Below are 24,430 nucleotides of genomic sequence, written 5' to 3' on the forward strand. Positions count from 1 at the left end.
CACACACGACACCTCGGCACGGCAGCACACGCGGAGCCCGCGCCGGAAGGCGCGGACGTGCACTGCTTGCCGAAGGTCTCGCTGGCCGGCCCCTGGCGGGGCCTGCCTCCGGGCGCCGGCTCAGGCTCGCTGAGCAGTATGTCGACGGTCCGGCGAAGAGCTACTCCCCTTCTGCGCCGTCCATGGTACGCGACGGTCCGGGCGTGAAAAGTTCCCCCGTGAACCTTGTCATGTCATGGACCCGTCACTACCTTCTCACCGGGCGCACACCTGTGCGCAACACGGCTGCGCGAGCATTCTCCTCGCTCGCCCGCCAACACGCCCTTCCCAGCAGGGAGTTCGCATGCCCAGGTTCTACGCGCGTCGACGGTTCAGCCTCGCCGCGGCCGCCACCGCGCTCATATCGGCCGCCACCCTCTTCAACGCCCCCACGGCCTCCGCCGCCCTCCCCACCCCCGTCAGCGGCGCCACCGCCCGCTCCTACCTCGCCACGCTCACCGTGGCGACCGAGAACCGCACGGGGTACAACCGCGACCTCTTCCCGCACTGGATCACCCAGTCCGGCACCTGCAACACCCGCGAGGTCGTCCTCAAGCGCGACGGCAGCAACGTCCAGCAGGACTCCTCCTGCGCCGCCACCAGCGGCAGCTGGTACTCCCCGTACGACGGCGCCACCTGGACGGCCGCCTCCGACCTCGACATCGACCACCTGGTCCCGCTGGCCGAGGCCTGGGACTCGGGCGCCGGCTCCTGGACGACCTCCCGCCGCCAGTCCTTCGCCAACGACCTGACCCGCCCGCAGCTCATCGCGGTGACCGACAACGTCAACCAGGCCAAGGGCGACCAGGACCCCGCCACCTGGATGCCCTCGCGGTCGGACTACCGCTGCACCTACGTCCGCGCCTGGGTGCAGGTGAAGTACTACTACGGCCTGTCGGTCGACTCGGCCGAGAAGTCGGCCCTGCAGAACTACCTCGCGAGCTGCTGACACGCACGGGATTTCGTGTCGGAACCTCCCCGCCGGTCTCCGTCGTTCCGTACCGTACGGGGCGACGGAGAGGGGAACGCCATGGCCGACCTGCGCCTCGGACCACTGCTGAGGTACACCGACGGCTCGTCCGCGACCGTCTGGATGGAGACGGACGGGCCGTGCGCCGCCGAGGTCCGCTGCGCCGACGGCGCGGGCGGGAGTGCGCACAGCTTCACAATCGCGGGCCACCACTACGCGCTGGTGCCGGTGACCGGCCTCACCGCCGGCACGACCACGTCGTACGAGGTGCTGCTCGACGGCGCCCGGGTGTGGCCGCTGCCCGGCTCGCCCTTCCCGCCCTCGGTGATCCACGCGCCGGGACCCGACGGCGCGCTCCAGATCGCCTTCGGCTCGTGCCGCTGGGCCGCCCCGCCCGCCGGCGGGGACGATCCGGCCGGCCCCGACGCCCTGGACGCGCTCGCCACCCGCCTCGCCGCCGACCCCGACGGCGAGCGGCCGCACGTCCTGCTGCTGCTCGGCGACCAGGTGTACGCCGACGAGACCTCCGACGCCACGCAGCGCTGGCTGGCCGAGCGCCGGGATGTGAAGGAGCCCCCGGGCAGCGGGGTCGCGGACTACGAGGAGTACACGCACCTCTATTACGAGTCCTGGCTCGACCCGAGGATCCGCTGGCTGTTGTCCACGGTGCCGAGTTTCATGATCTTCGACGACCACGACGTCATCGACGACTGGAACACCTCCGCCTCCTGGCTCGCCGACATGCGCGCCACCGACTGGTGGCAGGAGCGACTGCTCAGCGGCCTGATGACGTACTGGGTCCACCAGCACCTCGGCAACCTCTCCCACGACGAACTGGCGGCCGACCCCGTCTACGAGGCGGTGCGCGCGGCCCCGGACGGCACCGAGGTGCTCCGCGAGTTCGCCGCCCGGGCCGACGCCGACGCGACCACGGTCCGCTGGAGCTACCGCCGCGACTTCGGCCGGGTCCGCCTGGTGATGGTCGACAGCCGGGCCGCCCGCGTACTGGAGGAGAAGGACCGCGCGATGCTCGACCCGGGCGAGGAGGCCTGGCTGCGCGAGCAGATCACGGACCGGGGCGAGGGGTACGACCACCTCCTGCTCGGCACCTCCCTGCCCTGGCTGCTGCCGGACCTGGTGCACAACGCCGAGGGGTGGAACGCGGCGCTGTGCCGGGGTGAGCGCGGCGAGCGCTGGGCGCGCCTCGGGGAGAAGCTGCGGCGGGGCGCGGACCTGGAGCACTGGTCGGCCTTCCCGGAGTCCTTCGCGGGCCTCGCGGACCTGATCGCCGAGGCGGGCTCCGGGCCCGGCGCCCCGGCGACCGTCTGCGTGCTGTCCGGGGACGTCCACCACGCCTACATCGCCGAGCCGTCCTGGACCACCGGCCCCGGCCCGGACGCCCGGGTGGTGCAGCTGGTCTGCTCGCCCGTGCACAACTCGGTCCCGCTGTCGATGCGGCTGGCCTTCCGCATCGGCTGGAGCCGTGCGGCCCGCGGCCTCGGCCGCCTCCTCGCCCGGCACGGCCGGCTCGCGCGGCCGCCGGTCGGCTGGCGCAAGACGGACGGCCCCTGGTTCGGCAACCAGCTCATGACCCTGACGCTGCGCGGCCGTTCGGCCCGGCTCCGGCTGGAGCACGCCAAGTCCCGGCAGGGCGCGGGGCCGCGGCTGACGACCCTCCTGGACTCCGAACTGAGCCGGTGACCGCGTCCGGGCAGCCGGCCGGGTGTGGATCCGGTCACTTCCCGGGCGCGGTGGGCGGGGCGCGAGGGGCTTCACGTGCTGCTGGGACGGCGGCCGTACCCGTCACCAGGACCGAAGCCATGGCCAAATGTTGAACTTGCAAGCATCGGTTAGGTCCACCTAACGTGAGGGCGCGTCGGTTCGTCCCCGACCGGCCTGCCCCGGGCCGGCCAACCGAAGGAGCCCCCCACATGACCGCACGCCTCGACGGCGCCCAGCCGTACGCACTCGGACTCTTCCGGATCGTCGTGGGCCTGTTGTTCGCCTGCCACGGGGCCGTCGCGCTGTTCGGCGTCCTCGGCGGCGCGGACGGCAAGGGCGGTACCGTCACGACCGGTGCCTGGCCGAACTGGTACGCCGCCGTCATCGAACTGGTCGGCGGCACCCTGGTGCTGCTCGGCCTCGGTACCCGGGTCGCGGCCCTCGTCTCGTCGGGTGCCATGGCGTACGCCTACTTCAAGGTCCACCAGCCGCAGGCGCTGTGGCCGATCGAGAACAGCGGCGAGGGCGCGGCCATGTACTGCTGGGCCATGTTCCTGCTGATCTTCACGGGCTCCGGCGCGTTCGGCGTGGACCGGCTGCTGTCCCGCCGCCCCTCGGCGCGGCAGCGGCCCGCGGCGGAGCAGACGCCCGTGGCCGCCTGAGCCGTCCCGCCCCTCACCACGGCGCCTCCCCGCCCGGCGGGGAGGCGCCGTCCGCATCGCGTCGCCCGGAGGGCCCAAGCCGGGCGAGACGCCACGAGGTGAACAGTCGGTACCGAACGTACGAGCCCCCCGTGAACCGCCCGTCACACCCGCGCGTACGCTGTATGGCTGTCATGGCCACTCCTGCCGCTCCCCCCGCGTCGCCGCGGCACGGTCTGGCCCACGGGGGACCACGGGGAGTTGCGGTGCTGGAGCAGGTGGGTTCGCTGGTCGGCAGTCCATGGATCTATGCGGTGGTGGCCCTGTCGGTGCTGCTCGACGTGTTCCTGCCGGTCCTGCCCAGCGGAGTCCTGGTGATCACGGCCGCCACGGCGGCGGCCGCCGGAACGGCGACCGACGTGCCCGACATCCTCGCCCTGCACCTGTGCGCGGCCACCGCCTCCGTCCTCGGCGACCTGGTCGCCTACCGTCTCGCCTGGCGCGGCGGCCCCCGGCTGGACCGGGCGATCTCCCGCTCCCGGCGCCTGACCCGCGCACAGCAGCGCCTCGGCGCGGCCCTGGCACGCGGCGGCGGCGCCCTCGTCGTCCTCGCCCGCTTCGCCCCCGCCGGGCGCTCGGTGGTCTCCCTCGGCGCGGGTGCCGCCCGCCGCCGGGCCCGCGACTTCCTCCCCTGGTCGGCGCTGGCCGGTCTGACCTGGGCCTCGTACAGCGTCGCCCTCGGCTGGTTCGGCGCACAGCTGCTGGGCGCGACGTGGGTGGCGACGGCGGTGTCCGTGGGGGCGCTGTTCGGGGCCGGGGCGGGGGCGGCGTACCTGATGCGGCGCGAGCCGCGGCCCTCGTAGCCCCGGCGGGCCCACCACCACGACCACGGACACGATCGGGAAGCGGCTGAGACAGTGACCACTCCGGCATCGCCCCAGGCGTCAGGCATACGACGGATCGCGCAGACCGCGCGCCGTCACCCACGGGCGGTGCTGTGGGGTGCCGCGGGCGTGATCACGCTGGGGTTCCTGCTCGCGCTGGAGCTCGCCGCGCGGCACTTCGGGATACCCGGGCCCCTCACCACGCAGGTGCGCGAGGTCGTGTACGCGCCGAAGTCGGGCTTCCTGCTCTACGCCAGCATGGGCCTGACCATGGTGGTCCTGACCTGGCGGCAGCGGCTGATCGCCCTGGGCGCGGCCGTCGGCGTCGACCTGGTCTTCCTGGCCGTGCGCTTCGCGACCGGCGCCCTGCGGGGCGAGGGCCACCCCTTCGGCAACGGCGCGCTGTGGGTGATGCTGGGCCTGGTGGTCGTCGCCCTCACGCGCCGCAGCGGCCCGGAACGCCTCCTGCTGCTCAAGGGCGTGGGGCTCGGTCTGCTGCTGGTGACGGGCCGCAAGACCGGGGACACCTGGCTGCTGATCACCTCGCAGACCCGGCCCGTCACGCTCGACCCGTACATCGCCATGGCCGACCACGCGCTGGGCAACCCCTCGTGGCTGGCGGGCCGGCTGCTCCGGGCGAGCGGCCCGGTCGGCGAGCACGCCCTCGACTACGTCTACGCCCAGCTCGCGGTGGCCGCGGTCGTGGTGGCGCTGTACCAGCTGCGCCACGTGGCCGCCGAGCGGCGCTTCCCACGCCACCACCTGGTCCGGACGTTCCTGGTGATCGGCCTGGTCGGTCCGGCGGTCTACATGGTCTACCCGGTGGTCGGGCCGATCTTCGCCTACGGCCCCGAGGGCGGACACTGGGCGGTGGCGAACCTGTGGCCGCACACGCTGCCGCCGGTCACCACGCCGTTCAAGCTGCCCTTCGACGAGGTCACCCCGCGCAACTGCATGCCCAGCCTGCACACCGCGTGGGCCGTGACGATCTTCATCCACTCCCGGCAGGGGCCGCGCCGGCTGCGGTGGGCCGGTGCGTTCTGGCTGGTCGCCACGCTGGCGGCGACTCTCGGGTTCGGCTGGCACTACGGGGTGGACCTGGTCGCGGGCGTGGTGTTCGCGTACACCGTCGAGGCGGCCCTGCGCTCGTTCGACCGCGGCTGGGACCGGACCGGGGTCTGGCTGGTCGTCTACGGCACGACGGTGTTCGCGGTGCTGCTGGCGTCCTACCGCTTCCTGCCGATGGAGATGGCCCGCTACCCGTGGCTGGCCGGACCGCTGCTGCTGCTCGCGGCGGCGTCGGTGGTGCGCGGCTACCACCGGACCCTGCGGCTGTGGGAGACGGACCTCCCCGCGGCACCGCGGCCCCAGCCCCAGCCGGAACTCGTCTGAGCCCTCGCGGGCGCTAACCGGCCCGGCGGGTCGCGGCCCCCCGTACCTCCAGGCCGTCGAGCAGCTCGGCCGTGGCCTGCGTGACGGCCTCGACGGCGCGGTCGAACACCTCCTGGTTGTGGGCGGCGGGGGCGCGGAAGCCCGAGACCTTCCGCACGTACTGCAACGCTGCTGCGCGCATGTCCGCCTCCGTGGCCTCTTCGGGCAGGGCGGGCGGACGAAGCGTCTTGATACTCCGGCACATGCCCCCCAGTCTCGCCCTTCCGGCCCCCTGAGGACAGCGCCGGCTGCCATGATCCTCCCGAGGCGGCCACCACGTACGGGGCCGACCGACGAGAGGAACCCTTCATGGCGAACGACCTCACCGTGGCCGTCCTGGGCCCCGGCGGCGTGGGCGGACTGCTCGCCGCCCTGCTCTCCCGCGCCGGCCACCGCGTGATCTGCCTGGCCGGCGAGCGGACGGCCGGGATCCTGCGCGGCGAGGGCGTCCGGGTCCGCAGCGCGCGGTTCGGCGACTTCACGGCCCGGGTCGAGGCGGACACGGCCCTGCGCGAACCGGTCGACGCCTGCCTGGTCACCGTCAAGCACACCGCACTCGACGCGGCCCTGGCGCGCGTTCCCGCGTCCGCCCTGTCCGACGGGCTGCTCGTGCCGTTCCTCAACGGCGTGGAGCACCCGGCGGCCCTGCGCGCCCGCTACCGGCCCGACCGGGTCGCCCCGGCCGTCATCCGGGTCGAGTCCAGCCGCCCCGCCCCCGGCGTCGTGGAGCACGGCAGCCCCTTCGCGGAGGTCGACCTGACGGGGGCGCAGGCGCCCCGGCCGCGCGTGGACGCCCTCGCCGGGGCCCTCGGCGCGGCCGGGGTCGCCACGCGGGTCCTGGAGGACGAGACCGCGGCCCTGTGGGCCAAGATGTCGTTCCTGGCGCCCTTCGCGCTGCTGACCACCCGGTACGGCCTGCCGCTGGGCGACGTCCGTGACCGGCACCGCGACGAACTGACGGCCCTGGTCGGGGAGACGGCCGCGATCAGCCGCGCCTGCGGCGGCCCGGGGGACCCGGCCCAGGCCCTCGCCCGCTACGACGCCTTCCCGGCGGCGGCCAGGTCGTCGATGCAGCGTGACGCGGAAGCGGGCCGACCGCTCGAACTGGACGCCATCGGCGGCGCGTTGCTGCGTGCGGCCGAGCGGCACGGGGTGGCGGCACCGGTGGCCGCCCGGGTGGTGCGGGAGCTGGGCCTGGTACACCCGTTCGCATGAACCGCGGGAACGAACTCGCCCGCGTAATTCGAACAGGCGTATTATTGGGCCGTGGCTACGACCTATGACTTTCCGAGTGACCTCCTCGCCGGTCAGGAGGAACTCCATCAGGTCCGGGCCGAGTTGTCGGCCCTGCTCAAGCGGCTCCCCTGGTCCGTGGAACCCCTGGACGGCTTCAGCGACGACAACGGCTGGCGCAAGGTGGAACGCCCCGCCTCCCCCGGCTGGACGGCCGACGAACAGGCCGAGGTGGAGAAGCTGCGCCGCCGCGAGCACGAACTCGCGGTGTTCGTCAGCACCCACCGCTACTGGTCCGAGCTGACCGGCCCGGACCGGGTGGCGGCCCGCTCCGGGCTGAAGCACGCGCACGGGGCTGCGCCGGTGGAGACCGGCAAAGCCCCGTGACGCGCCAGGGTCAGCGCCCGCCGTCGGCCAGGAGCCGCTTCATCTCGGCGATCTCCGCCTTCTGCGCGGTGACGATGGCGTCGGCCATGGCCTTGGCCGGGCCGTAGCGGCCCTCCGCGCGCTCCGTCCCGGCCATCTCGACGGCGCCCTCGTGGTGCTTCACCATCAGGGTCAGGAACGCCACGTCGAACGCCTTGCCGGTGATCCTCCCCAGCCCGGCCAGGTCGCCGGCGCTCATCATCCCGGGCATGCCGGCATGGCCCGTGCCGGAGTGGTGCCCATCGCCGGCCGCCGCGCCGGGAGCCTCCTCGCCCCAGGACGTGAGCCAGCCGGTCATGGTCCTGATCTCGGGGCCCTGCCCCTTCTCGATCCGCCGGGCGAGGTCCCGGACCGCGTCGGCGGAGGCGCGGCCGTCGGCCAGCCGCGCCATCTCCAGGGCCTGGCGGTGGTGCGGGATCATGCCCTGCGCGAAGGCGACGTCCTGGGCGTTGTGAGCGGCGGTGGCGTGGTGGCCGGGGACGCCGGCGCCGGGCCCGGCGGCGCCGCCGCCGTCGCCGCAGGCGGTGAGGACGAGGGCCGCGGCGGCCGTCGCCGCCCCGAGGGCTCCGCGGCGGGTGAGGGTACGGATGCGGTTCACGGGTGAACTCCTGCTTCTGCGAGGTACGGGATCACGGACACGGCGACGCACCGCACCGCCACCGATCGTTTCGGCGCGGTGCGCGGGGTGTCTTTAGATCCGCAGGAGCTGAAGTTCGGCCAGGGAGGGCGGACCGCGCGCCCCGTCCGGCGCTCCGAGCGCCCGGGCACGCGGGGCGCCGTCGGCCGCGACGGCCGGGGCGAGGGAAGGGGTGAGCGCCGGGAGCGCCGGCCCGCCGCCCGGGGCGCCCGAGGCGCAGGTCGCGTCGGCGTGCCGGGCGTCACCGCCGCCGCAGTGCCCGTCGGCCGCGGCCTGACCGGGCACCGCGCCGGACGGATCCGTACGGAACGCCTCGTGCGTCGCGTGCGCGGCCAGGGGCGCACGCGGCGGCAGGGCTCCACCGGGCGCCAGCCCGTGCATCCCCAGCAGCCCCGCCAGCAGCCCCAGGACAACCAGCACCCGCCGCGACGGCGGCGCGGGGCGCGGGGCGGAGGGACGGGGGCTGGTCACGCCGCACAGCGTAGGGATCCGCACGGGCGCGGGCGGCGGCACCCCCCGGAACTCGCGTACGGAAGACGGGACATGCGTGCGAGCGCGCCGCCCCATCGAGTGAACTCATTCAACCTTCTACAACCGTCCACGCGCCACGGGACGTCGTACCCCCGCACGACACGATTGATCGAGGGGTACCCATGAGCCAGCAGCACCCGCAGCAGCCCGCCCAGCCCTATCCGCCGCAGCAGCCCGGCTTCGGCACCCCGGTGCCGCAACCGCCGAAGAAGCGCGGCATCGGCAAGATCGCGGGGCTCGGCTGCGCGGGCGTCCTCGCCCTCTTCGTCATCGCCGCCGTCGCCACGGGCGGCGGCGGGGACGACAGCGGCGACAGCTCGAGCAAGGACAAGGCCGTCACCGCCGACAGCAAGCCGAAGAAGGCCGGGCCGGCCGCGCAGAAGAGCCAGGCCGAGCAGTTCCGCGCCTGCGTCGCCGAGAGCGGCACGCAGACGGAGAAGGCCGCCGCCGAGCACGTCACCAAGGTGACCGGCGCGGACAAGCGCAACGACATCCTCGACGCGGCGGAGGTCTACACCGACTTCAGCGGTGGGCTGACCGGCCCGCACCAGGGCGAGGGCAAGCTCATCGCGTCCGCGTTCACGTCCTGCTACGAGTCGGACAACGGCCTGGTCACCGTCTACGACAAGGACGGCGAGATCCTGGCCAACGCCAACTACTGACCGCGCACCGGCAGAAGGAACGCCGACAGGCCCCCGGGAACCCCGGGGGCCTGTCGACCGCGGTGGGCGCGGACGGTTTCGAACCGCCGACATCCTGCTTGTAAGGCAGGCGCTCTACCCCTGAGCTACGCACCCGCGTCCCCGGGCACGCCCGGGACGAGTGGACAGCCTACCCTGCCCGGGGCGCGGTCCCGCAAACCCGTGTCCGGGCCGTGCCGGGGGTTAACCCCACCGCCGATCCGGGAGCGGCCCGGATCCTCTCGGCGGCCCCCGTTGCCTACGGTCGTGACAGCGCCCGAGAGCGCCCGTCGTTCCGTCCAGGGGGAGACCGTCATGGCCCGCACCGCACGCACCGCCCGCACGACCCGCACCGCCACCGTCCGCGCGGCCGCCCTCACCGGTGCCGTCGCGGTCCTCGTAGCCGGGCTGAGCGCCTGCGGGGCCTCCGCCGGGGACGACGAGGACCCCGACCACAAGGCCTTCGACCTGAGGGGCCGCACGCTCACCGTCGACTCGGACGACTCCGCCCTGGAGATCGTCGCCGCCGAGGAGCACCCGGTGGGCCGCATCCAGGTCACCCGCTGGTTCCAGGGCTCGGTCGTGATGGGCAGGGATCCCGAGGTGACCTGGTCCATGCGGGACGACCGGCTCGTCCTGCGGCTGAAGTGCTCCGGTGTCGTCGCGGACTGCTCGGCCAAGCACCGCATCGAGGTGCCCCGCGGCATCACCGTGAAGGTCGAGGACGGCGACGGCAGCGTCCGCGCCCGGGGCTTCCGCGACCGGCTGGACATCCGCACCGGCGACGGCTCCGTCCGCGTCACCGACACCACGGGCCCCACCGAGCTGCGCACCGGGGACGGCTCGATCCGCGTCTCGGGCGTGAGCGGCCCGCTGCGGATGCGCACCGGCGACGGCTCCATCCGGGCCGACGTCTCCTCCCGGGACGTGCGCACCCACACCGGCGACGGCTCCGTCCGGCTCGAACTCGGCGTCGTACCGGACCGGGTGGAGAGCCGCAGCGGCGACGGCTCCGTCACCGTCTCGGTGCCCCGGGCGGCCTACCGGGTGACCACCCGGACCGGCGACGGGGGCGTCGACGTGTCGGTCCCGCGCGACGAGAACAGCGGGCACGTGGTGTCCGCCGAGACCGGTGACGGCAGAATCACCGTGCGAACGGCGAACTGACCGGCCCGTGTGTTCGTCCTCCACCGGTGGGAGAATGACACCGGGCAGGGTGGACCACAGCACGGGAGAGGGATGTGACGGCGACACCAGCACAGCCGTACTCGCCGTCGGTGCCGCGCGCACAACGTCCGCGCCGCCGCCCTGACCGCGCCCCGGGCCCGCTGCGCGACACGCTCGCGCTGGCGGCGCTGCCGGTGCTGCTCGCCCTGGCGCTGCCCGCGGCCTTCGCGGGCGGCGGCACCCGGCGCTGGTTCGGCGGCCGGGCGGAGAACCAGCGTGCCGAGGCCCAGGCCGCCAAGGACGCCGTGGCCGCCGCCTTCTACGAGCTCGACACCGCCCAGCGCGACCTGCGCATCTCCATCGAGACGATCAGGGCGGTCGACGACTCCCCCGCCGCCCGGCGCGCGGTCGAGGGCTTCGACGCCCTGGGACGGCGCATCGACGAGGCCAGTCACCAGTACATCTCGGCCGTCGACGCCCACGACCTCGACCGCGACGACCTGGAGGCCTCGGCCGCTTCCCGGGCCCGGGCCGAGCTGACCGCGGCGAAGGAGGAACTGGACCGGGTCAAGCGCGACCTGGACCGGTTCGCGGAGGGCCTCGGCCCACTGCTCGGCAAGGCCGAGACCCAGCTGGCCCGCCTCGCCCCCGCGGTCGAGCGGGCCCGCCAGGCCCTGCTCGCCGCCTCCGGCGCGCTGGACGCCGTGCGCGACTCGGGCCTGAAGGCGGATGATCTCGCCGCGCGTCTGGCGGCCCTCTCGCCGGAGCTGACCAAGCTGAACCAGGGCGCCGGGCAGCACGGCGTGCCGCAGACCCTGGAGCGGGCCGAGCGGGTCACGCGCGCGGCGGAGGCGGTCCGGGTCGAGGCCGAGCGGCTGCCGGAGCGCGCCGCCGAGATCGACCACCGCCTGGTCTCCCTGCGCACCCGCGCCCAGGCCCTCACCACCCGCTCCGAGCAGGTCGAGCCGACCCTGAGCGAACTGCGCCGCCGGTTCACCGCGGCCTGCTGGCAGGACCTGCAGCAGGTCCCCGACGTGGCGGCGGGCAACGTCCGCCAGGCCGAGACGAAGCTGGCCGAAGCCCGCGCGGCCCGCGACGAGCAGCGCTGGGCGGACGCCACGGCCCTGCTGTCGACCGTGCGGGCCCTGCTGAACACCACCGACGAGGCCGTCTCGGCCGCCGGTGACCGGCTGCGCCGCCTGAACGCCGTGCAGAAGGACCCCGAGCAGGAGATCGAGCGCACGCGTTTCGCGATCCGCGACGCCCAGCGGCTGGCCATGGCCGGCCGCAACACCCCGGACCCGCGTCACGCCCGCCCGCTGGACGAGGCCGTGGCCCGGCTGGAGCGCGCCGTCGCCGCTCTGGAGGGCCGGCACCCCGACTACTGGCACTTCCTCCTGGAGACGGAGGCGGTACGGCAGTCGGTGGCCGGCGTGGTCTCCCGGATCCGGGAAGAGCGCGGGGCCGGGCACTGAACCCGGCCCCCGCCCGCCATCAGGTGCGGTAGGCGTAGTAGTACGCCGTCGGGTACGAGGCCACGAGGCTCGCCACCGACCTGCGCAGGGTGTTGTTCGAGTGGTACGTCACGTACGGCACGCCGCGGCTCTTGTACGTGACGATCATGGTGTGGTCCTTGGACCCGTCCCGGTCGAAGTCCATCTGGAGGACGTCGCCGACCTCGAGCTGGTAGACGTTCGACAGCGGCGTGGTCCGCTTGGAGTTCTGCGCGAACCAGGACCACTCGTTGACACCGATGAACGAGTGCGACTGGATGTCGGCGTTGCCGAACCACCGCGTGTAGTCGTACACGTAGCCGGGGACGTGCTTCCAGCCGCCCGCCTTCAGGGCCTGGCTGACGAAGTTGGTGCAGTCGCCGCCGGCGCCCTGGCCGTTGAAGTCCGGGTAGTCCTTGTTGTAGGCGTTCCAGTGCTTCTCGGCGTAGGCCGCCATGGCCTTGTAGTCGTACGTCGTAGCGGTCTTGGGCACCTGGACCGGGTAGCGGGTGGTCGCCGCCCGGGGGGCGCTCGGCGTGGTGGTGCCGGACGTGGCCACCTTCACGGAGGCCGGCTTGGACAGCGTGTTCACCGCGAGGCCGCCCTCGTCGCTGTCCTGGATGGCCGTCAGCCGCCAGTTGCCCTGCCGGTCGGCCTTGAAGGTCAGCTCGTGCTTGGCCTGGAAGCCGGTGGTGCGCGGCGCGTCGCCCCGGGCCCCGGCGTAGGTCAGGGTCGTGGTCTCGGTGACCGCGGCCTTGGCCGTACGGCCGGTCACCCGCGTGGCGTTGAGGGTGACGGTGGTGCCGGCCTTGCTGTACTTCTCGCCGGCCTTGGCCAGCTTCGCCTTGCGCTGCTCCAGCCCGGACAGCGTGGCGTCCTCGGTGCGGGCCGTGCCCGAGGACAGGGCGACGTCGCCGGAGAACCGGTCGGTCAGCGGCGCGTCCTTGCCGCCCCGGCCGCCGTCGAGCAGGGCGTTGGTCCGGTCGGTGAAGACGGCGTCCGCCAGCCGCTGGAACGTGGCCTTGGTCCGCGCGTCGACCGTCGGGTCGTCGGTGACCGCCGCGCCGGCGCTCCAGTTGGGCAGCAGGGCGACCCCGGCGACCACCGAGGTCGCCGCGGCCCCGATTATCGTGACGCGGCGTCGGGTGCCGGTCAGTCTTCTCGATCTCACTGATGTTCCTCTCTGGCCCGGCCTGGGTGTGCCGGGCTTGGGGTCTGTCACTTCACGACCTTCGACCAGTCGGGCGACTGGGCCGGGTCGAGGGAGCGCAGCCGCTGAAGCGTCTCGGGCTTCTGCGCGTCCAGCCAGTCGGCCAGCTCCCTGAAGGACACGCACTTGACGTCCTTCTTGGTGCACACCGTCTTGACGACCTGGTCGACGGCTCTCATGTATATGCCACCGTTCCAGTTCTCGAAGTGGTTTCCGATGAACAGCGGTGCACGGCTGCCGTAGTACACCCGGTTGAAGCCGGACATATAGGAGTTGACCGTCTGCTGCTCCCACTCGGGGTACTTCGCCGGGTCGCCCTCGGTCTCACCGTCGGACTGGTTGTACAGGAAGTTGAAGTCCATGGACAGGCCCTGGTAGTCGCCGCCCTCGTACGGGAGCATCTGCAGCGGGAAGTCCCAGATGCCGTCCTTCTTGCGGGGCCATATCTGGAAGTCGCCCGCGGAGCTCGCGTCGTAGCGCCAGCCGTACTTCTCGGCGGCCTTCAGCAGGTTGGCCTGTCCCTCCAGGCAGGGCGCACGGCCCCCGGCGACTTCCTTCCGCGGGTCGAACGGCAGCGGAGCGAGGTCCGTGAAGCCGGTGTTGGTCTTCCACTTCTCGACGAACGAGTAGAACTGGTCGATCTCGCTCTTCCACTCCTCGACGCTCCAGTCGCCGCCGCCCTTCTCCCCGCAGAAGTGGCCGTTGAAGTGGGTGCCGATCTCGTTGCCGTCCTTCCACGCCTTGCCGAGCTCCACCAGCGTGGTGCGGATGTGCTCGTCGGTGGGGAAGCTGATCGCCGCCGAGCCCTTGTCGTGCTGCGGCGGGGAGTAGAGGTCCTTCTTGCCCTTGGGCACCAGGTAGATGCCGGTGAGGAAGTAGGTCATGTGGGCGCCGTACTGCCGGGACAGCTCCCGGTAGTGCGCGAACAGCCCGTCGTCGCCCTGGAGGGCGCCGTCCCAGGAGAAGACGACGAACTGGGGCGGCTTCTCGCCCGGCTTGAGCGGGACCGGCTTCAACTGCTTCTTCGGCGGGCCGGTGTAGGAGGTGGAGCCGTCTCCGAGGACCTTGGTCTTGCCGTCCCACTGCGGCTGGTGGTCGTTCTTCTCGGAGGTGTTCTTGCGCGCCGCCCCGGAGGAGGCGGTCGGGGTGGTCTTCTCCTGTCGGGTCAGCACCAGGTAGCCCGCGACCAGGCACGCGACGACGACGAGCGCCGCCAGGGTCAGGATGCGCGGGGATATGGCGCCCAGGGCGCGGCGGGACGCGCTGGGGGCGCGCGGTGCGCGACGGCGACCGGAGGGTGACTTCATGCGCGGCTCATTCTGCGAGGGAGTGGGAAGGTCTGGGAGGCGCCGGGCGCCGGGGTCAGCCGACGCCCCGGGCTCTGGACCAGATGGTGTACGGGACGCTGTCGTCGGGGGTCCCCGCGATCCCCTTCAACGGCAGCGGTTCCAGGCTCTTGGTGAGGTCGATGCGGTAGGTGACGACGGCCGTCGACACGGACTCGGCGGTTCCGACATACCAGGACGCGGTGTCGCTCTGCGCGGTTCCCGCCTTGCCGGACACCCCGTCGGGCGTGGCCGCCCCCGGGTGGGCGGTGCGGAAGGCGTCCGTCAGGGCGGCCTGGACCGCCTCGGCCGTGGCCGTCTTCACCGCGCGGCGGGACGCCGGCTTCGCCAGCGCGACCTTGGCGCCGTTGCGGGTGATCCGGTCCACGGAGTACGGCTCGACGTGCTTGCCCCCGGCCGCGAAGGTCGCGTATCCGCTCGCCATGCGGATCGCACTGGGCGTGGCGCTGCCCAGGGACATCGCCGGCACGTTCGGGCCGAAGCTGGAGGAGAGCAGGCCCGCGGCCTCGGCGGTGCCGCGCACCTTGTCCAGGCCGGTGTCCATGCCGAGCTGCATGAACGGCGTGTTCACCGACAGGGCGAGCGCCCGGGCCAGGCTGATCTGCCCGTAGGACTTCTCGCCGTCGTTGCGGGCGGCGACCTTCTTGCCGCTGCGGTCCCAGTACGGCCCCTCGGGTGTCGTCACGGGGACGCCGTCGTCGCCGTTGTAGAGGGTCTCCGGGGTGACCCGGGTGCGGGTGCCGTCCCGGGTCTTCTGCACGCCGTGCTCCAGGGCGGCGGCGTAGACGAACGGCAGGAAGGCCGAACCGGCCGGGACGGTGGTCGCGTTGGACTCGTTGTAGCCCTGCTTGCGGTGGTCGGGGCCGCCGTGCAGGGCGAGGATGCGCCCGTCGGTGGCCACCGAGGCGGCGCCGTAGTGCACGGTCCTGGCCTTGGCCGGGTCGTCCTTGCGGGCCTGCTCGCGGGCCTTGGTCACGGCCTTGGTGAGCGCGGTCTCCTGGCCCCGGTCGAAGGTCGTGTAGATCTGGAAGCCGCCGAGGTCGAACTCCTTGTCGGAGATGCGCCCGGCCTTCTTGGCGTACTGGGTGGCCAGTTCCACGAGGTAGTCGCTCTGCTTGCCGGTGTCGTAGCCCGGCGCGTGCTTGAGCGGCTCGGGGAACTTCCGGTACTTGGCCCGCTCCGACTTCGACAGCGTTCCGACGTCGACCATGCGGTCGAGTATCCAGGACCAGCGCTCCACGGCCCGGGCGTGGTTGGCCCCGCCCAGGGCGGGGTCGTAGAGTCCGGCGCCCTTGAGGAGGGAGGCGAGGAAGGCGGCCTCGCTGACGTCGAGTTCGCGGACATCCTTGCCGTAGTACGCCTGGGCGGCGCGCTGGATGCCGTAGGTGCCGCGGCCGAACCAGCTGGTGTTGAGGTAGCCCTCGAGGATCTCGTCCTTGTCCATCTCGTTGTCGAGCTTGAGGGCGAGCATGGCCTCGGTGAACTTGCGGCCCACCGAACGGTCCTGGTTGAGGTAGACGTTCTTGACGTACTGCTGGGTGATGGTCGAGCCGCCCTGGGTCTCCCCCTGGCCCACGGTGCGCCACACGGCCCGTGTGAGGCCGCTGAAGGATATGCCGGGGTCGCTGTAGAAGCTGGCGTTCTCGGCCGCCAGCACCGCGTCGCGGACGTCCACGGGGATGTCCTTCAGGGGCATCTCCTGGCGCTGCACCCAGCCGGTGCGGGCCATGGGCGTGCCGTCGGACCAGTAGTAGACGTTGTCCTGCTGGGTGGCGTACGAGTTGAGGTTCTCGGGGACGTCGGTGGCGGCGTAGGCGACGCCCAGGAACACGACGGACAGCCCGGTGAACGTCAGCGCGGCCCCGAGCCACTGCCGCCAGGAGGGCGCCCAGCGGCGCCAGCCGGTGCGGCCGGGCCGGGGGTAGACGGGCCGCAGGCGGCGGGCGTAGGGGGCGAGGCGGGCGGCGTAGGGGGCCAGCGGGGCGAGGTACGCGGCGGGCCTGAACGTCCGGGCGGTCTTGCGCCGGCGGCGGGATCCGCGGCCGGAGGACGGTTCGGCGGCCTCGTCGGAGGCGGGGGACCCCTCGGAGGCCGCGGCCGCGCTGGTGGCGGCGACCACGTCCTCCGCCCGCAACTGCATGGTTTGATCGGGTCTGTCCGCATGTGGGGACGCGGGAGCCTTCAACTGCATGGTCTCGTCCGGTTCCCGCCCAGCCTCGGTCACGGCTGTGTCTCCCCTCCCCCGCTTACGGTGGTGCTCGCGCGAGAGCCCGGCTACCGCTGTCGACCGCGGCGCGCTCCACATCCCCCCGACCGTGTGGCTTCTCGCGACGATGGAAAGCTACCAGTGGCCTTTACAGCTTCTCCATAGCGGTTGAGGCAAGAACGGTCACATGTGATCCCGACGAGTGGTATTTCCATCGCCTCGCACTAATCTGTCCCCATGCCTCGCTACGAGTACCGCTGCCGGACCTGCGGCGACACCTTCGAACTGAGCCGCCCCATGGCCGACTCCGCCGCCCCCGCCGCCTGCCCCGCCGGGCACGACGACACGGTGAAGCTCCTGTCCACCGTCGCGGTGGCCGGCTCGGCCTCCGCCCCGGCCCCGGCGCCCCGGGCGGGCGGCGGGGGCGGCGGTGGCTGCTGCGGCGGCGGCTGCTGCGGCTGACACCGGCCCCGGGGTCCTTCCTCAGCTCTTCTTCAGGTCCGGTTTCCTACGGTGGCCGCATGACAGCCATCGCCGCGGACGCCGGACCGCAGTGGGTCAACGACCTCATGGACACGATGGGCGCACCGGGTGCCGGTCTCGCCATCGCCCTGGAGAACCTGTTCCCGCCCCTGCCCAGCGAGGTGATCCTGCCGCTGGCCGGCTTCGCCGCGAGCAGCGGGCGGATGAGCCTGCTCGCCGTGCTGCTGTGGACGACGGCCGGCTCGGTGATCGGCGCCCTCGCGCTGTACGGGGTCGGCGCGCTGCTCGGCCGTGACCGGACGGTGGCGATCGCGGAGCGGCTGCCGCTGGTGAAGGTCTCGGACATCGAGAAGACCGAGGCCTGGTTCGACAGGCACGGCACCAAGGCCGTGTTCTTCGGCCGGATGATCCCCATCTTCCGCAGCCTGATCTCCGTACCGGCCGGCGTGGAGCGGATGCGCCTGCCGGTGTTCCTCGGTCTGACCACCCTGGGCAGCGCGATCTGGAACACCGTGTTCGTGCTCGCCGGCTACTTCCTCGGCGCGAACTGGCACACGGTGTCCGACGTCGTCTCCACCTACTCCAAGGTGGTCCTGGCGGTGGTGGCCCTGGCGGTGGTGGTGTTCATCGCCGTCCGGCTCCTACGACGCCCCAAGGAGGCGCGCGCCCCAGGGGCGCGGGGAACTGCGCGACAAGCCACCGGCACGCCGCACCCGGACCGCGACCGCGACCGCGACCGCGACCAGGACCAGGACACCCGAGTTCTCAGGCGTCCCGTACCGCCCCCAGGAACTCCCTCAGGATCCGCTCCCCGGCCAGAACGCCCCTCTCGGGGAGCGCCCTGACCGAAGGAGCCGTGAAGCCGGTGTCGGCCAGCTCCCCGTGACCGGGCCGCCAGCCCCGGTCCACCGCGAGGAGCAGGTCCGCGTCGAGCAGGGAGTCGCCCGCGGCCAGCGTGAGATCGGCCCCGGTGCGCCGGGCGACCTCGCGCAGGGCCGCGCTCTTGGTGAGCGGCTTGGGGACGGCGTAGATCTTGCGGCCCTGGAGGGACACGGTCCAGCCCCGGTTCTCCGCCCACACGGCGAGTTCCTTCACCCAGTCCTCGTCGAGCAGTTCACGCTCGACGACGAGGTAGGCGAAGAGGTCGTCGGCGACACGGTGCTTGCGCACCCAGACCGGGTCGGCGGCCCTCAGCAGGTGCTCCTGCACCTCGGCCAGGGGCGCGCACTGGTCGGCCAGCCGTGCGGTCACCTGCGCGTGCCAGCCGGGGTCGGACACCCCGTCCACCAGAAGGTGGCCGCCGTTCGCGCAGATCGCGTACGTGGGCTGCGGGCCGGGCAGGTTGATGCGCTGGTACTGCTTGCGCGTCCGGGTCGTCGCCGGCACGAACACGGCCGCGTCGCCCAGCTCCGTCAGGAGACCGGCCGCGGTCTCCGTCATGTACGACAGCGGCCTGCTCTCGTGCACCTCCACGCACAGCAGCCGGGGTGCCCGGGCGTCCGGCATGGTCAGCGCCAGGGCCGCCGAGGAGTAGATCAGCGTCCGGTCGAGGTCGCTCGCGACGATCACGCGCGTCACAGGGTCACCGCCTTGCCGTCGGCGCCGGTCGCGCCCCGGGTGTACTTGGGGTGGATCAGGCCGACGCAGGTGTAGGGCAGCGCGTCGACCTCCTCCACCGGGACTCCGCGCTGCTCGGCGAGCAGGCGGACGTGGTCGAGGTCGCTGCCCGCCCCGGCCCGCGCCAGGACCTTCCAGGGCACGCGGCGCAGCATCACCCGGGTGGTCTCGCCGACGCCGGGCTTGACGAGGTTCACGTCGTGGATGCCGTACTCCTCACTGATGCGCTCGACGGCGGCCCAGCCCTCCCAGGTGGGGGTGCGGTCGGCGGCCAGCAGTTCCGCGGCCTGGGCGCAGGCCGCGTCCGCGACCTCGGGGAAACGGGCCGAGACGGCGTCCAGGAACGCCACCGAGACGTCCGTGGCGGCGAGTTCGCGGTAGAACTTGGCGCCGTGGAAGTCGTGCGGGCCGACCAGGTCCGCGCGCAGCACGGTCCGCGAAACCAGCCCCGACACGGTGGAGTTGAGGCAGGCGGAGGGGATGAGGAAGTCCTCGCGGGTGCCGTAGGTGCGCACGCAGGAGCCCGGGTCGGCCAGCACGGCGATCTCCGGGTCGAAGCCGGTGACGCCGTCGGACTTCTCGAACTCCGTCAGCGCCTGGGCCAGTTCGCGCGTGATGGCGCCCTTGCCGGTCCAGCCGTCGACGAAGACGACGTCCCGGGGGTCGTGGTGCGCCGCGAGCCAGCGCAGGGCGTTGGCGTCGATGCCGCGGCCGCGCACGATCGACACGGCGTAGTGCGGCAGGTCCAGGCCGTGCCGGTGCTGCGCCCAGCGGCGCATCAGGATGCCGACGGGGGTGCCGGCCCGGGCCAGCGAGACCAGGACCGGGCGCGGGGACCGCTCGGCGAGGACCGTCTCGGTGACGACGCCGACCGCGCGGGCGATACGGGCCGCGGAGACGGTCAGCGCGGCGTGGAACAGCTCCTGGTACTGCTCGCTCGGCTGGTACTCCACCGGCAGGGACTCCGCGTAGTGGGCGCCGCCGCTCTGGATCGCCTCCTCGCGCTCCTCGGTGGGCGCCTCCAGGGTCACGTCCGAGAGGTCCTGGAGCAGCCAGCCGACCTCCTCGGGCGCGTAAGAGGAGAAGGCGGGGCCACGGAGGGGCGCGGGCAGCATGCGGGGCCTTTCAGGGACGTACGACGGTACGACGGCGAGGAGGACCTCGGGGGTGTGCGCGGCGAGGCGGGCCAGCAGGCCGCCGGGCGCGTGCAGCGCGGGGGTGTCGGCGGCCGAGTCGACCACCACGACGACGGCGTCGAATCCGGCGCCCGCGACGTTGTAGGCGTACCGCTCGCCGGGGCCGTCGGCGGGGTCGTCGTGGGCGGGGAAGGCGAGGCGCGTGCGTATCGCGTAGCCGGGGTCGTCGAGCGCCAGGACGGGCGAGCGGGTGGTGGTGGAGTAGCGGACCTCGGCGTCCGTCGTCCGCTCCAGGGCCTCGGCGAGCCGCAGCGGGGCGTACATCAGCTCCTCGAAGCCGAGGACGTGGACGCGGCGGGCCCCTTCGGGCAGTGCGTGCGCCAGGCGGCGGGCCATCACGGGGAGGGCGGCTTCCAGGCGCTCCCGGTGCGCGGGCGTGAACCCGTGCCGGCCTCCGTCGGGCAGGCCGGCGGGCCAGTTCAGGTCGACGCGGGTGGCGTGGGGGGCGGTGCCGTCGTCGTCCGGGTGCGGGTCGGGGGGAGTCGTTCGCGCGGTTCCCCGCCCCTCCAGGGGGGCGACGCCCTCGGGGGGTGCGGGGAACCGCGCGAGCGGCCGCGACGGCGCCGCACCCGCCGGCGACCCCTCACCGGCACTGCGCGCCTCGTACCGGGCCACCAGTTCCTGCCCCTTCTCCAGCACGCCCTCGGGCAGCCGCACCGTCCCCGAGGCCGCCGCCACCAGGTCCACCCGCGCGCCGATCTCGCGGGCGAACTCCTCCAGCCGCCCCGCGTCGGCGGCGGACCGCATGTCCACCAACGCCACCACGACGTACCGCCGCCGTGGATACCGCTCGTGCAGGTCCCGGACGGTGTTCAGCACCGTGTTGCCCGTGGAGAACTCGTCGTCGACCAGGACCAGCGGCCCGTCCCCGGCGAGCAGCGCGGGGTCCTCGGGCAGCAGCAGGTGCGAGGTCGCGTGGGAGTGGGACTCCTCGAAGCCGCCGGCCGGGGCGAGGCCGGGCACGGGGCGGCGGGTGGAGTGCAGGTAGGGAGCGAGGCCCAGTCCGTCGGCGACCGAGTGGCCGAGGCCCGTCGCGGTCTCCGCGTAGCCGAGGACGACGGCCCGCCGGGCCTCGTCGTCGCCCAGGAGTTCCCGCACCCGGCGGCCCAGCGCGACCCCGTGTCCGTACACCACGGACGGCGCCTGCGGGACGTGCTTGCCCAGCACGTTCGACACCAGCAGGTGGGCCCGCTTGGGGTTGCGGCGCAGGGCCAGCCCCAGCAGGCCGGTCAGCCGGTCGTCGCCGACGAGCTCGACGCCGAGCCGCTCGGCGACCCAGTCGCCGGACCAGACGCGGCCGGTTCCGTCGCTCACCTCGGGGCGCTCCCCCTCGTTCACTGCCTTCTCCACCTTCTCGGGCTTCTCGGACTTCTCGGGCTTCTCGGCATTCTCGGGTTTCCCGGGTTTCCCGGGTTTCCCGGGTTTCCCGGCCTTCTTCATGGATGCCCGGCGCCGGACCGTCACCGCGGCAGGCCCGCCGCCAGCAGCTCCACGAAGCCGATGTCCTCGTTGGCCACGCCGAAGACCTCGGCGCGCAGCAGGGTCCGCTCGGCCCAGGCCCGATGCGGCTTCACCTCGTTCATCTTGTTCGTGTACGCCGATCTCAGCACACCCCCGCCGCCGCGCTCCGGGCGCAGGATGTCCTGGGCGTCCGAGAACTCCTCGCGGCTGACGACCGACAGGGCGTGCACCGGCAGCACGTGGGAGGGGTGGATGCAGGTCTTGCCCAGCAGTCCGTTGGCCTGGTCCAGGGAGATCTCGCGCAGCAGCCCGTCCATGGCGTGCTCGATCAGCTGGGCGCGCAGCTCCGCGGCCTGCACCTCCAGGAAGGGGCTCTGCCGCAGCAACGGCTTGAACATGCGTTCCTGCACCCGGAAGTACTCCCACACCGGCCCGGTCACGGTGAAGCCCGTCCCGTCGGCCCGGCCCAGCATGTTCACCACGTCGGCGATCACCGAGGCGACGATCTGCACGTCGTAGGCGGTCATGTCCGGGCCCCTGCGCAGCCCGTAGGAGGAGCAGAAGTCCGTGACGCCCAGGCGCAGGGCGAGGACGCGGTCGCGGTACTTGTCGACCACGCGGACGATGCCCTCCAGGGTCTCCACGCGCGACTCGCGGTAGAGCAGCTCCGGCGACTCCAGCACCGGCATGGCGAAAAGACGACGGCCGCTTCCGGCCTCGGCGGCCGCGAGGGCCTCCAGGAACGGGATGCCGCGCTCCGCGGTGAACTTGGGCAGCACGAAGCCGGACAGCAGCCGCACGGCGGGGCCCAGGCGCCGCACGAGGTCGGGTATCTGCTCGGGCGCGCGGACCCGGATGAACAGCAGCGGCAGGTCCGCGTCCGGGAGGCCGGCCAGGACCGTGAGCTGGCGGACCAGGTTCTCCTCGCCCGGGCCGACCTCGGCGTCGTCGATCGAGTCCTCCAGGCACAGCACCATGGAGACCACGCCCCGGCCGGCCTGCTTGCGGACGTCGTCGGCGAGGTGCGGGCGGGTGGCGGGGCTGTACAGCGTGGCACCCAGGGCGGCCGACAGCAGCCGGGCCGGGGAGTCCCGCGTGAACGCGCACGGCTCGCGGTGGAAGAGGCGCCGGCGGACCTCAGGGGCGATCTGCCCGAAATGACGCATGGATCTCCCCCGTGGTGGTTGCGCGACCTGCGAATCGACGAAAGCTGGCCGGTAATAGTACGTAGAAGTCCATGTCCCAGGTTCCCGTCAGGCATGAATTTCAGGTAACGCGGGCAAGCACAGCCGAACCCGGCCTTCTCGACGGTAGCCCTCGACCGCCGGGGGCGCCGCTCGTGGCGCCGTGCCCCGCGTTGTCGTGAGCAGGACCGAGAAGGCAGGATGACCGCATGACGCACGCGATGCTGAAGGGGTCGAACGTCCCGCTGGAAGCCACCACGGTACGCGCCGTGCTGCGCTGGACACCCGGGCAGGGGGTCCCGGACGTCGACGCCTCCGCGCTGCTCCTCGGCCCCGGCGGTCGTGTGCGCTCCGACGAGGACTTCGTCTTCTACAACCAGCCCCGCCACCCCTCGGGCACGGTGTGGCGGCTCGGCAAGAAGCGGGTCGCCGAGGGCCTGACCGACACGATCCGGACGGAGCTGACCGGTGTCGAGTCCGAAGTCGGCCGCATCCTGATCGTCGCCTCGGCGGACGGCGTCACCTTCGACCGCGTCCAGGCGCTGCGCATCCTGCTGTACGACGCGGCGGGCACGGACGAGGAGGCCTTGGCGTACTTCGACGTGAAGCCGGAGACGGGCGAGGAGACGGCGCTGATCTGCGGCGAGCTGTACCGCCGCGGGGAGGGCTGGAAGTTCCGGGCGCTGGGCGAGGGCTATTCGAACGGGCTGAAGGGCCTCGCGACGGACTTCGGCATCTCGGTGGACGAGTCGGAGGCGGCCGAGGAGCCCACCGCCTCCGTCCCGACGCCCCCGACCACGGCCGGCCCCGCCCCCACCACCGCCGGGCAGCCGGCCTCCCGCCCGCTGCCGCCGGAGCAGCCGCCCGGGGTGCCCGCGCAGTCCGGCTACGGCTACCCGGCGCAGCGGCCTCCGGTGACGCAGCCGGCCTACGGCTACCCCCAGCCCACGAGCCCGCCCGTCTACGGCTACCCGCAGGCGCCGGCCACGACCGGGGCCGCGGGCGCGCAGTCCGGCTACGGCTACCCGCCCCCGCCCGCCGGCGGGCCCGACCCGGACTTCCGGCTGCCCCCGCAGGGTCCGCAGTTCATCGGCCGCTGACGCCGGACGGGCCGGCGGGGCGGGCCCGGGTCAGCGATCGACCTTGGTCTTGTAGCCCCGCCCCCACTGCAGTCCCCAGCCGTAGAGCCGGTCCAGCTCGGCCTGGAAGCCGTAGACGAACTTCGCCTCGCGCCGGACGATGATCTCGTCCTTGACCTTCTCGATCATGACCACGGCGCAGGAACGGGCCTGCGGCTGGCGCTCGTCCAGGTGGATCTCGATGCGGGGACCGCTGTTGGGGTAGAGGGTGACGCTCGCATGGGTGCGGTCGAACGCGGGCGTCTGGTCGTAGATGTAGACGAACACCAGGAGCCGCTTGATGTGTTCGCGGTGGTCCAGGTTGATGTACATCGTCTCGCCGGACCCCGAGCCGAAGCGGTCGTCGCCGCTGAGCTTGACGTACGGCGGGGCGTTGACGTCCCCGAAGTAACCGCCGAGGGGCTGCACGACGCCCTTGCTGCCGTCCTGCAGCTCGTAGAGGCAGCCGAGGTCCAGGTCGACGTTGACCATGGACTGGCTGTGGCCGACGACCTCCGGCGGTTTCAGCGCCCGGAAGGGGTGGCGCAGCAGGCTCTCGCGCTGCGCGCCGCCGATGTCGGACGTGCGCATCCGCCAGCTGAGGTTGACGCGCAGATGGCCGGTGGCCGCGTCCTGCTTGGTGAGTGATATCTGTGAGCGCCGCTTGGTCAGCTCGATCGCGTTGGTCGCCGCGTTGCCCGAGTCGAACTGCGCCTCGCCGCGCCGGAGTCCGTCGAACAGGCCCATTCCGCCCC

The 24,430-nt window shown here is 73.0% G+C and carries 23 protein-coding genes and 1 tRNA gene; 13 read left to right on the forward strand and 11 right to left on the reverse strand.

Annotation, left to right across the window (positions count from 1 at the left end; genetic code table 11):
• Positions 1-343: 343 nt before the first annotated feature.
• From ACZ4M5_RS04905 to ACZ4M5_RS04925, 5 genes are all read left to right on the forward strand, one after another.
• On the forward strand, positions 344-988 hold the full coding sequence (locus ACZ4M5_RS04905; protein WP_398111354.1) for an HNH endonuclease family protein: 645 nt from the start codon (positions 344-346) through the stop codon (positions 986-988).
• A gap of 81 nt (positions 989-1,069) precedes the next feature.
• On the forward strand, positions 1,070-2,710 hold the full coding sequence (locus tag ACZ4M5_RS04910; RefSeq protein WP_467733165.1) for an alkaline phosphatase D family protein: 1,641 nt from the start codon (positions 1,070-1,072) through the stop codon (positions 2,708-2,710).
• Between the two features lie 230 nt (positions 2,711-2,940).
• Positions 2,941-3,393, forward strand: a complete 453-nt coding sequence (locus ACZ4M5_RS04915) for a DoxX family protein (protein ID WP_467733167.1) — start codon at positions 2,941-2,943, stop codon at positions 3,391-3,393.
• Between the two features lie 245 nt (positions 3,394-3,638).
• On the forward strand, positions 3,639-4,235 hold the full coding sequence (locus ACZ4M5_RS04920; RefSeq protein WP_467733169.1) for a DedA family protein: 597 nt from the start codon (positions 3,639-3,641) through the stop codon (positions 4,233-4,235).
• 129 nt (positions 4,236-4,364) lie between these two features.
• The gene (locus ACZ4M5_RS04925; protein WP_467733172.1) at positions 4,365-5,648 is read left to right on the forward strand and encodes a phosphatase PAP2 family protein; all 1,284 of its coding nucleotides are present in this window, start codon (positions 4,365-4,367) and stop codon (positions 5,646-5,648) included.
• 13 nt (positions 5,649-5,661) lie between these two features.
• Here the strand turns inward: ACZ4M5_RS04925 and ACZ4M5_RS04930 are convergent, their stop codons facing one another.
• Positions 5,662-5,892, reverse strand: coding sequence for a DUF2277 domain-containing protein (locus ACZ4M5_RS04930; protein WP_467733174.1), 231 nt, complete (start codon positions 5,890-5,892; stop codon positions 5,662-5,664).
• A gap of 104 nt (positions 5,893-5,996) precedes the next feature.
• Between ACZ4M5_RS04930 and ACZ4M5_RS04935 the strand changes: the two genes are divergently transcribed.
• Both ACZ4M5_RS04935 and ACZ4M5_RS04940 read left to right on the forward strand, forming a co-directional pair.
• Positions 5,997-6,902 carry a ketopantoate reductase family protein gene (locus ACZ4M5_RS04935; RefSeq protein ID WP_467733176.1) on the forward strand — a complete coding sequence of 302 codons (906 nt, stop codon included), beginning with the start codon at positions 5,997-5,999 and terminating at the stop codon, positions 6,900-6,902.
• A gap of 51 nt (positions 6,903-6,953) precedes the next feature.
• Positions 6,954-7,307, forward strand: a complete 354-nt coding sequence (locus tag ACZ4M5_RS04940; RefSeq protein WP_467733178.1) for a hypothetical protein — start codon at positions 6,954-6,956, stop codon at positions 7,305-7,307.
• A 10-nt stretch (positions 7,308-7,317) separates the two neighbouring features.
• Here ACZ4M5_RS04940 and ACZ4M5_RS04945 read toward each other — a convergent pair whose 3' ends face one another.
• A complete protein-coding gene (locus ACZ4M5_RS04945; RefSeq protein ID WP_467733180.1) occupies positions 7,318-7,944 on the reverse strand; it encodes a DUF305 domain-containing protein in 627 nt (208 codons plus the stop codon).
• Between the two features lie 93 nt (positions 7,945-8,037).
• The gene (locus ACZ4M5_RS04950; protein ID WP_467733182.1) at positions 8,038-8,454 is read right to left on the reverse strand and encodes a DUF6153 family protein; all 417 of its coding nucleotides are present in this window, start codon (positions 8,452-8,454) and stop codon (positions 8,038-8,040) included.
• Positions 8,455-8,636: 182 nt separating this feature from the next.
• Between ACZ4M5_RS04950 and ACZ4M5_RS04955 the strand changes: the two genes are divergently transcribed.
• Positions 8,637-9,176, forward strand: a complete 540-nt coding sequence (locus ACZ4M5_RS04955) for a hypothetical protein (RefSeq protein WP_467733184.1) — start codon at positions 8,637-8,639, stop codon at positions 9,174-9,176.
• A gap of 63 nt (positions 9,177-9,239) precedes the next feature.
• Here the strand turns inward: ACZ4M5_RS04955 and ACZ4M5_RS04960 are convergent.
• Positions 9,240-9,311, reverse strand: a tRNA-Val gene (locus ACZ4M5_RS04960).
• 198 nt (positions 9,312-9,509) lie between these two features.
• On the opposite strand from ACZ4M5_RS04960, the gene ACZ4M5_RS04965 reads away from it, so the two are divergent.
• Both ACZ4M5_RS04965 and ACZ4M5_RS04970 read left to right on the forward strand, forming a co-directional pair.
• A complete protein-coding gene (locus tag ACZ4M5_RS04965) occupies positions 9,510-10,361 on the forward strand; it encodes a DUF4097 family beta strand repeat-containing protein (protein WP_467733186.1) in 852 nt (283 codons plus the stop codon).
• Between the two features lie 74 nt (positions 10,362-10,435).
• Positions 10,436-11,836 carry a coiled-coil domain-containing protein gene (locus tag ACZ4M5_RS04970; protein ID WP_467733188.1) on the forward strand — a complete coding sequence of 467 codons (1,401 nt, stop codon included), beginning with the start codon at positions 10,436-10,438 and terminating at the stop codon, positions 11,834-11,836.
• A 19-nt stretch (positions 11,837-11,855) separates the two neighbouring features.
• Here the strand turns inward: ACZ4M5_RS04970 and ACZ4M5_RS04975 are convergent, their stop codons facing one another.
• Genes ACZ4M5_RS04975 through ACZ4M5_RS04985 form a run of 3 tightly spaced genes read right to left on the reverse strand, consistent with a single transcriptional unit; the run spans position 11,856 to position 16,550 of the window.
• Positions 11,856-13,025 carry an amidase domain-containing protein gene (locus ACZ4M5_RS04975; RefSeq protein WP_467733190.1) on the reverse strand — a complete coding sequence of 390 codons (1,170 nt, stop codon included), beginning with the start codon at positions 13,023-13,025 and terminating at the stop codon, positions 11,856-11,858.
• 47 nt (positions 13,026-13,072) lie between these two features.
• On the reverse strand, positions 13,073-14,371 hold the full coding sequence (locus tag ACZ4M5_RS04980; RefSeq protein WP_467733192.1) for a polysaccharide deacetylase family protein: 1,299 nt from the start codon (positions 14,369-14,371) through the stop codon (positions 13,073-13,075).
• Positions 14,372-14,426: 55 nt separating this feature from the next.
• Positions 14,427-16,550 carry a transglycosylase domain-containing protein gene (locus tag ACZ4M5_RS04985; protein WP_467733194.1) on the reverse strand — a complete coding sequence of 708 codons (2,124 nt, stop codon included), beginning with the start codon at positions 16,548-16,550 and terminating at the stop codon, positions 14,427-14,429.
• Positions 16,551-16,853: 303 nt separating this feature from the next.
• Here ACZ4M5_RS04985 and ACZ4M5_RS04990 point away from each other — a divergent pair, with 303 nt between their 5' ends.
• The gene (locus tag ACZ4M5_RS04990; RefSeq protein WP_467733196.1) at positions 16,854-17,078 is read left to right on the forward strand and encodes an FmdB family zinc ribbon protein; all 225 of its coding nucleotides are present in this window, start codon (positions 16,854-16,856) and stop codon (positions 17,076-17,078) included.
• Between the two features lie 59 nt (positions 17,079-17,137).
• Entirely contained in the window at positions 17,138-17,944 is an 807-nt protein-coding gene (locus ACZ4M5_RS04995; protein WP_467733198.1) for a DedA family protein, read from the forward strand.
• On the opposite strand, the gene ACZ4M5_RS05000 is transcribed toward ACZ4M5_RS04995, so the two are convergent.
• The 3 genes from ACZ4M5_RS05000 to ACZ4M5_RS05010 form a co-directional block, all read right to left on the reverse strand.
• Complete coding sequence (locus tag ACZ4M5_RS05000) at positions 17,865-18,677, reverse strand: HAD family hydrolase (RefSeq protein ID WP_467733200.1); 813 nt, start codon at positions 18,675-18,677, stop codon at positions 17,865-17,867. The genes ACZ4M5_RS04995 and ACZ4M5_RS05000 overlap by 80 nt on opposite strands.
• Positions 18,674-21,262, reverse strand: coding sequence for a phosphoribosyltransferase (locus tag ACZ4M5_RS05005; protein ID WP_467733202.1), 2,589 nt, complete (start codon positions 21,260-21,262; stop codon positions 18,674-18,676). Before ACZ4M5_RS05005 ends, ACZ4M5_RS05000 begins: the two co-directional genes overlap by 4 nt.
• A 110-nt stretch (positions 21,263-21,372) precedes the next feature.
• The gene (locus ACZ4M5_RS05010) at positions 21,373-22,539 is read right to left on the reverse strand and encodes an HpcH/HpaI aldolase/citrate lyase family protein (RefSeq protein ID WP_467733204.1); all 1,167 of its coding nucleotides are present in this window, start codon (positions 22,537-22,539) and stop codon (positions 21,373-21,375) included.
• Positions 22,540-22,766: 227 nt separating this feature from the next.
• Here ACZ4M5_RS05010 and ACZ4M5_RS05015 point away from each other — a divergent pair, with 227 nt between their 5' ends.
• Positions 22,767-23,657 (forward strand): TerD family protein, encoded by an 891-nt coding sequence (locus ACZ4M5_RS05015; RefSeq protein ID WP_467733206.1) that lies wholly within the window; start codon positions 22,767-22,769, stop codon positions 23,655-23,657.
• 30 nt (positions 23,658-23,687) lie between these two features.
• Here ACZ4M5_RS05015 and ACZ4M5_RS05020 read toward each other — a convergent pair whose 3' ends face one another.
• Positions 23,688-24,422 carry a TerD family protein gene (locus ACZ4M5_RS05020; protein WP_467733208.1) on the reverse strand — a complete coding sequence of 245 codons (735 nt, stop codon included), beginning with the start codon at positions 24,420-24,422 and terminating at the stop codon, positions 23,688-23,690.
• Positions 24,423-24,430: the final 8 nt, after the last annotated feature.

The organism is Streptomyces sp. NPDC026246, assembly GCF_055567995.1.

Coding starts and splice junctions, on each gene's coding strand:
- ACZ4M5_RS04905 (WP_398111354.1), top strand. CDS start 344: ATGCCCAGGTTCTACGCGCGTCGACGGTTCAGCCTCGCCGCGGCCGCC.
- ACZ4M5_RS04910 (WP_467733165.1), top strand. CDS start 1,070: ATGGCCGACCTGCGCCTCGGACCACTGCTGAGGTACACCGACGGCTCG.
- ACZ4M5_RS04915 (WP_467733167.1), top strand. CDS start 2,941: ATGACCGCACGCCTCGACGGCGCCCAGCCGTACGCACTCGGACTCTTC.
- ACZ4M5_RS04930 (WP_467733174.1), bottom strand. CDS start 5,892: ATGTGCCGGAGTATCAAGACGCTTCGTCCGCCCGCCCTGCCCGAAGAG.
- ACZ4M5_RS04935 (WP_467733176.1), top strand. CDS start 5,997: ATGGCGAACGACCTCACCGTGGCCGTCCTGGGCCCCGGCGGCGTGGGC.
- ACZ4M5_RS04955 (WP_467733184.1), top strand. CDS start 8,637: ATGAGCCAGCAGCACCCGCAGCAGCCCGCCCAGCCCTATCCGCCGCAG.
- ACZ4M5_RS04965 (WP_467733186.1), top strand. CDS start 9,510: ATGGCCCGCACCGCACGCACCGCCCGCACGACCCGCACCGCCACCGTC.
- ACZ4M5_RS04980 (WP_467733192.1), bottom strand. CDS start 14,371: ATGAAGTCACCCTCCGGTCGCCGTCGCGCACCGCGCGCCCCCAGCGCG.
- ACZ4M5_RS04985 (WP_467733194.1), bottom strand. CDS start 16,550: ATGCAGTTGCGGGCGGAGGACGTGGTCGCCGCCACCAGCGCGGCCGCG.
- ACZ4M5_RS04990 (WP_467733196.1), top strand. CDS start 16,854: ATGCCTCGCTACGAGTACCGCTGCCGGACCTGCGGCGACACCTTCGAA.
- ACZ4M5_RS04995 (WP_467733198.1), top strand. CDS start 17,138: ATGACAGCCATCGCCGCGGACGCCGGACCGCAGTGGGTCAACGACCTC.
- ACZ4M5_RS05010 (WP_467733204.1), bottom strand. CDS start 22,539: ATGCGTCATTTCGGGCAGATCGCCCCTGAGGTCCGCCGGCGCCTCTTC.
- ACZ4M5_RS05015 (WP_467733206.1), top strand. CDS start 22,767: ATGACGCACGCGATGCTGAAGGGGTCGAACGTCCCGCTGGAAGCCACC.
- ACZ4M5_RS05020 (WP_467733208.1), bottom strand. CDS start 24,422: ATGGGCCTGTTCGACGGACTCCGGCGCGGCGAGGCGCAGTTCGACTCG.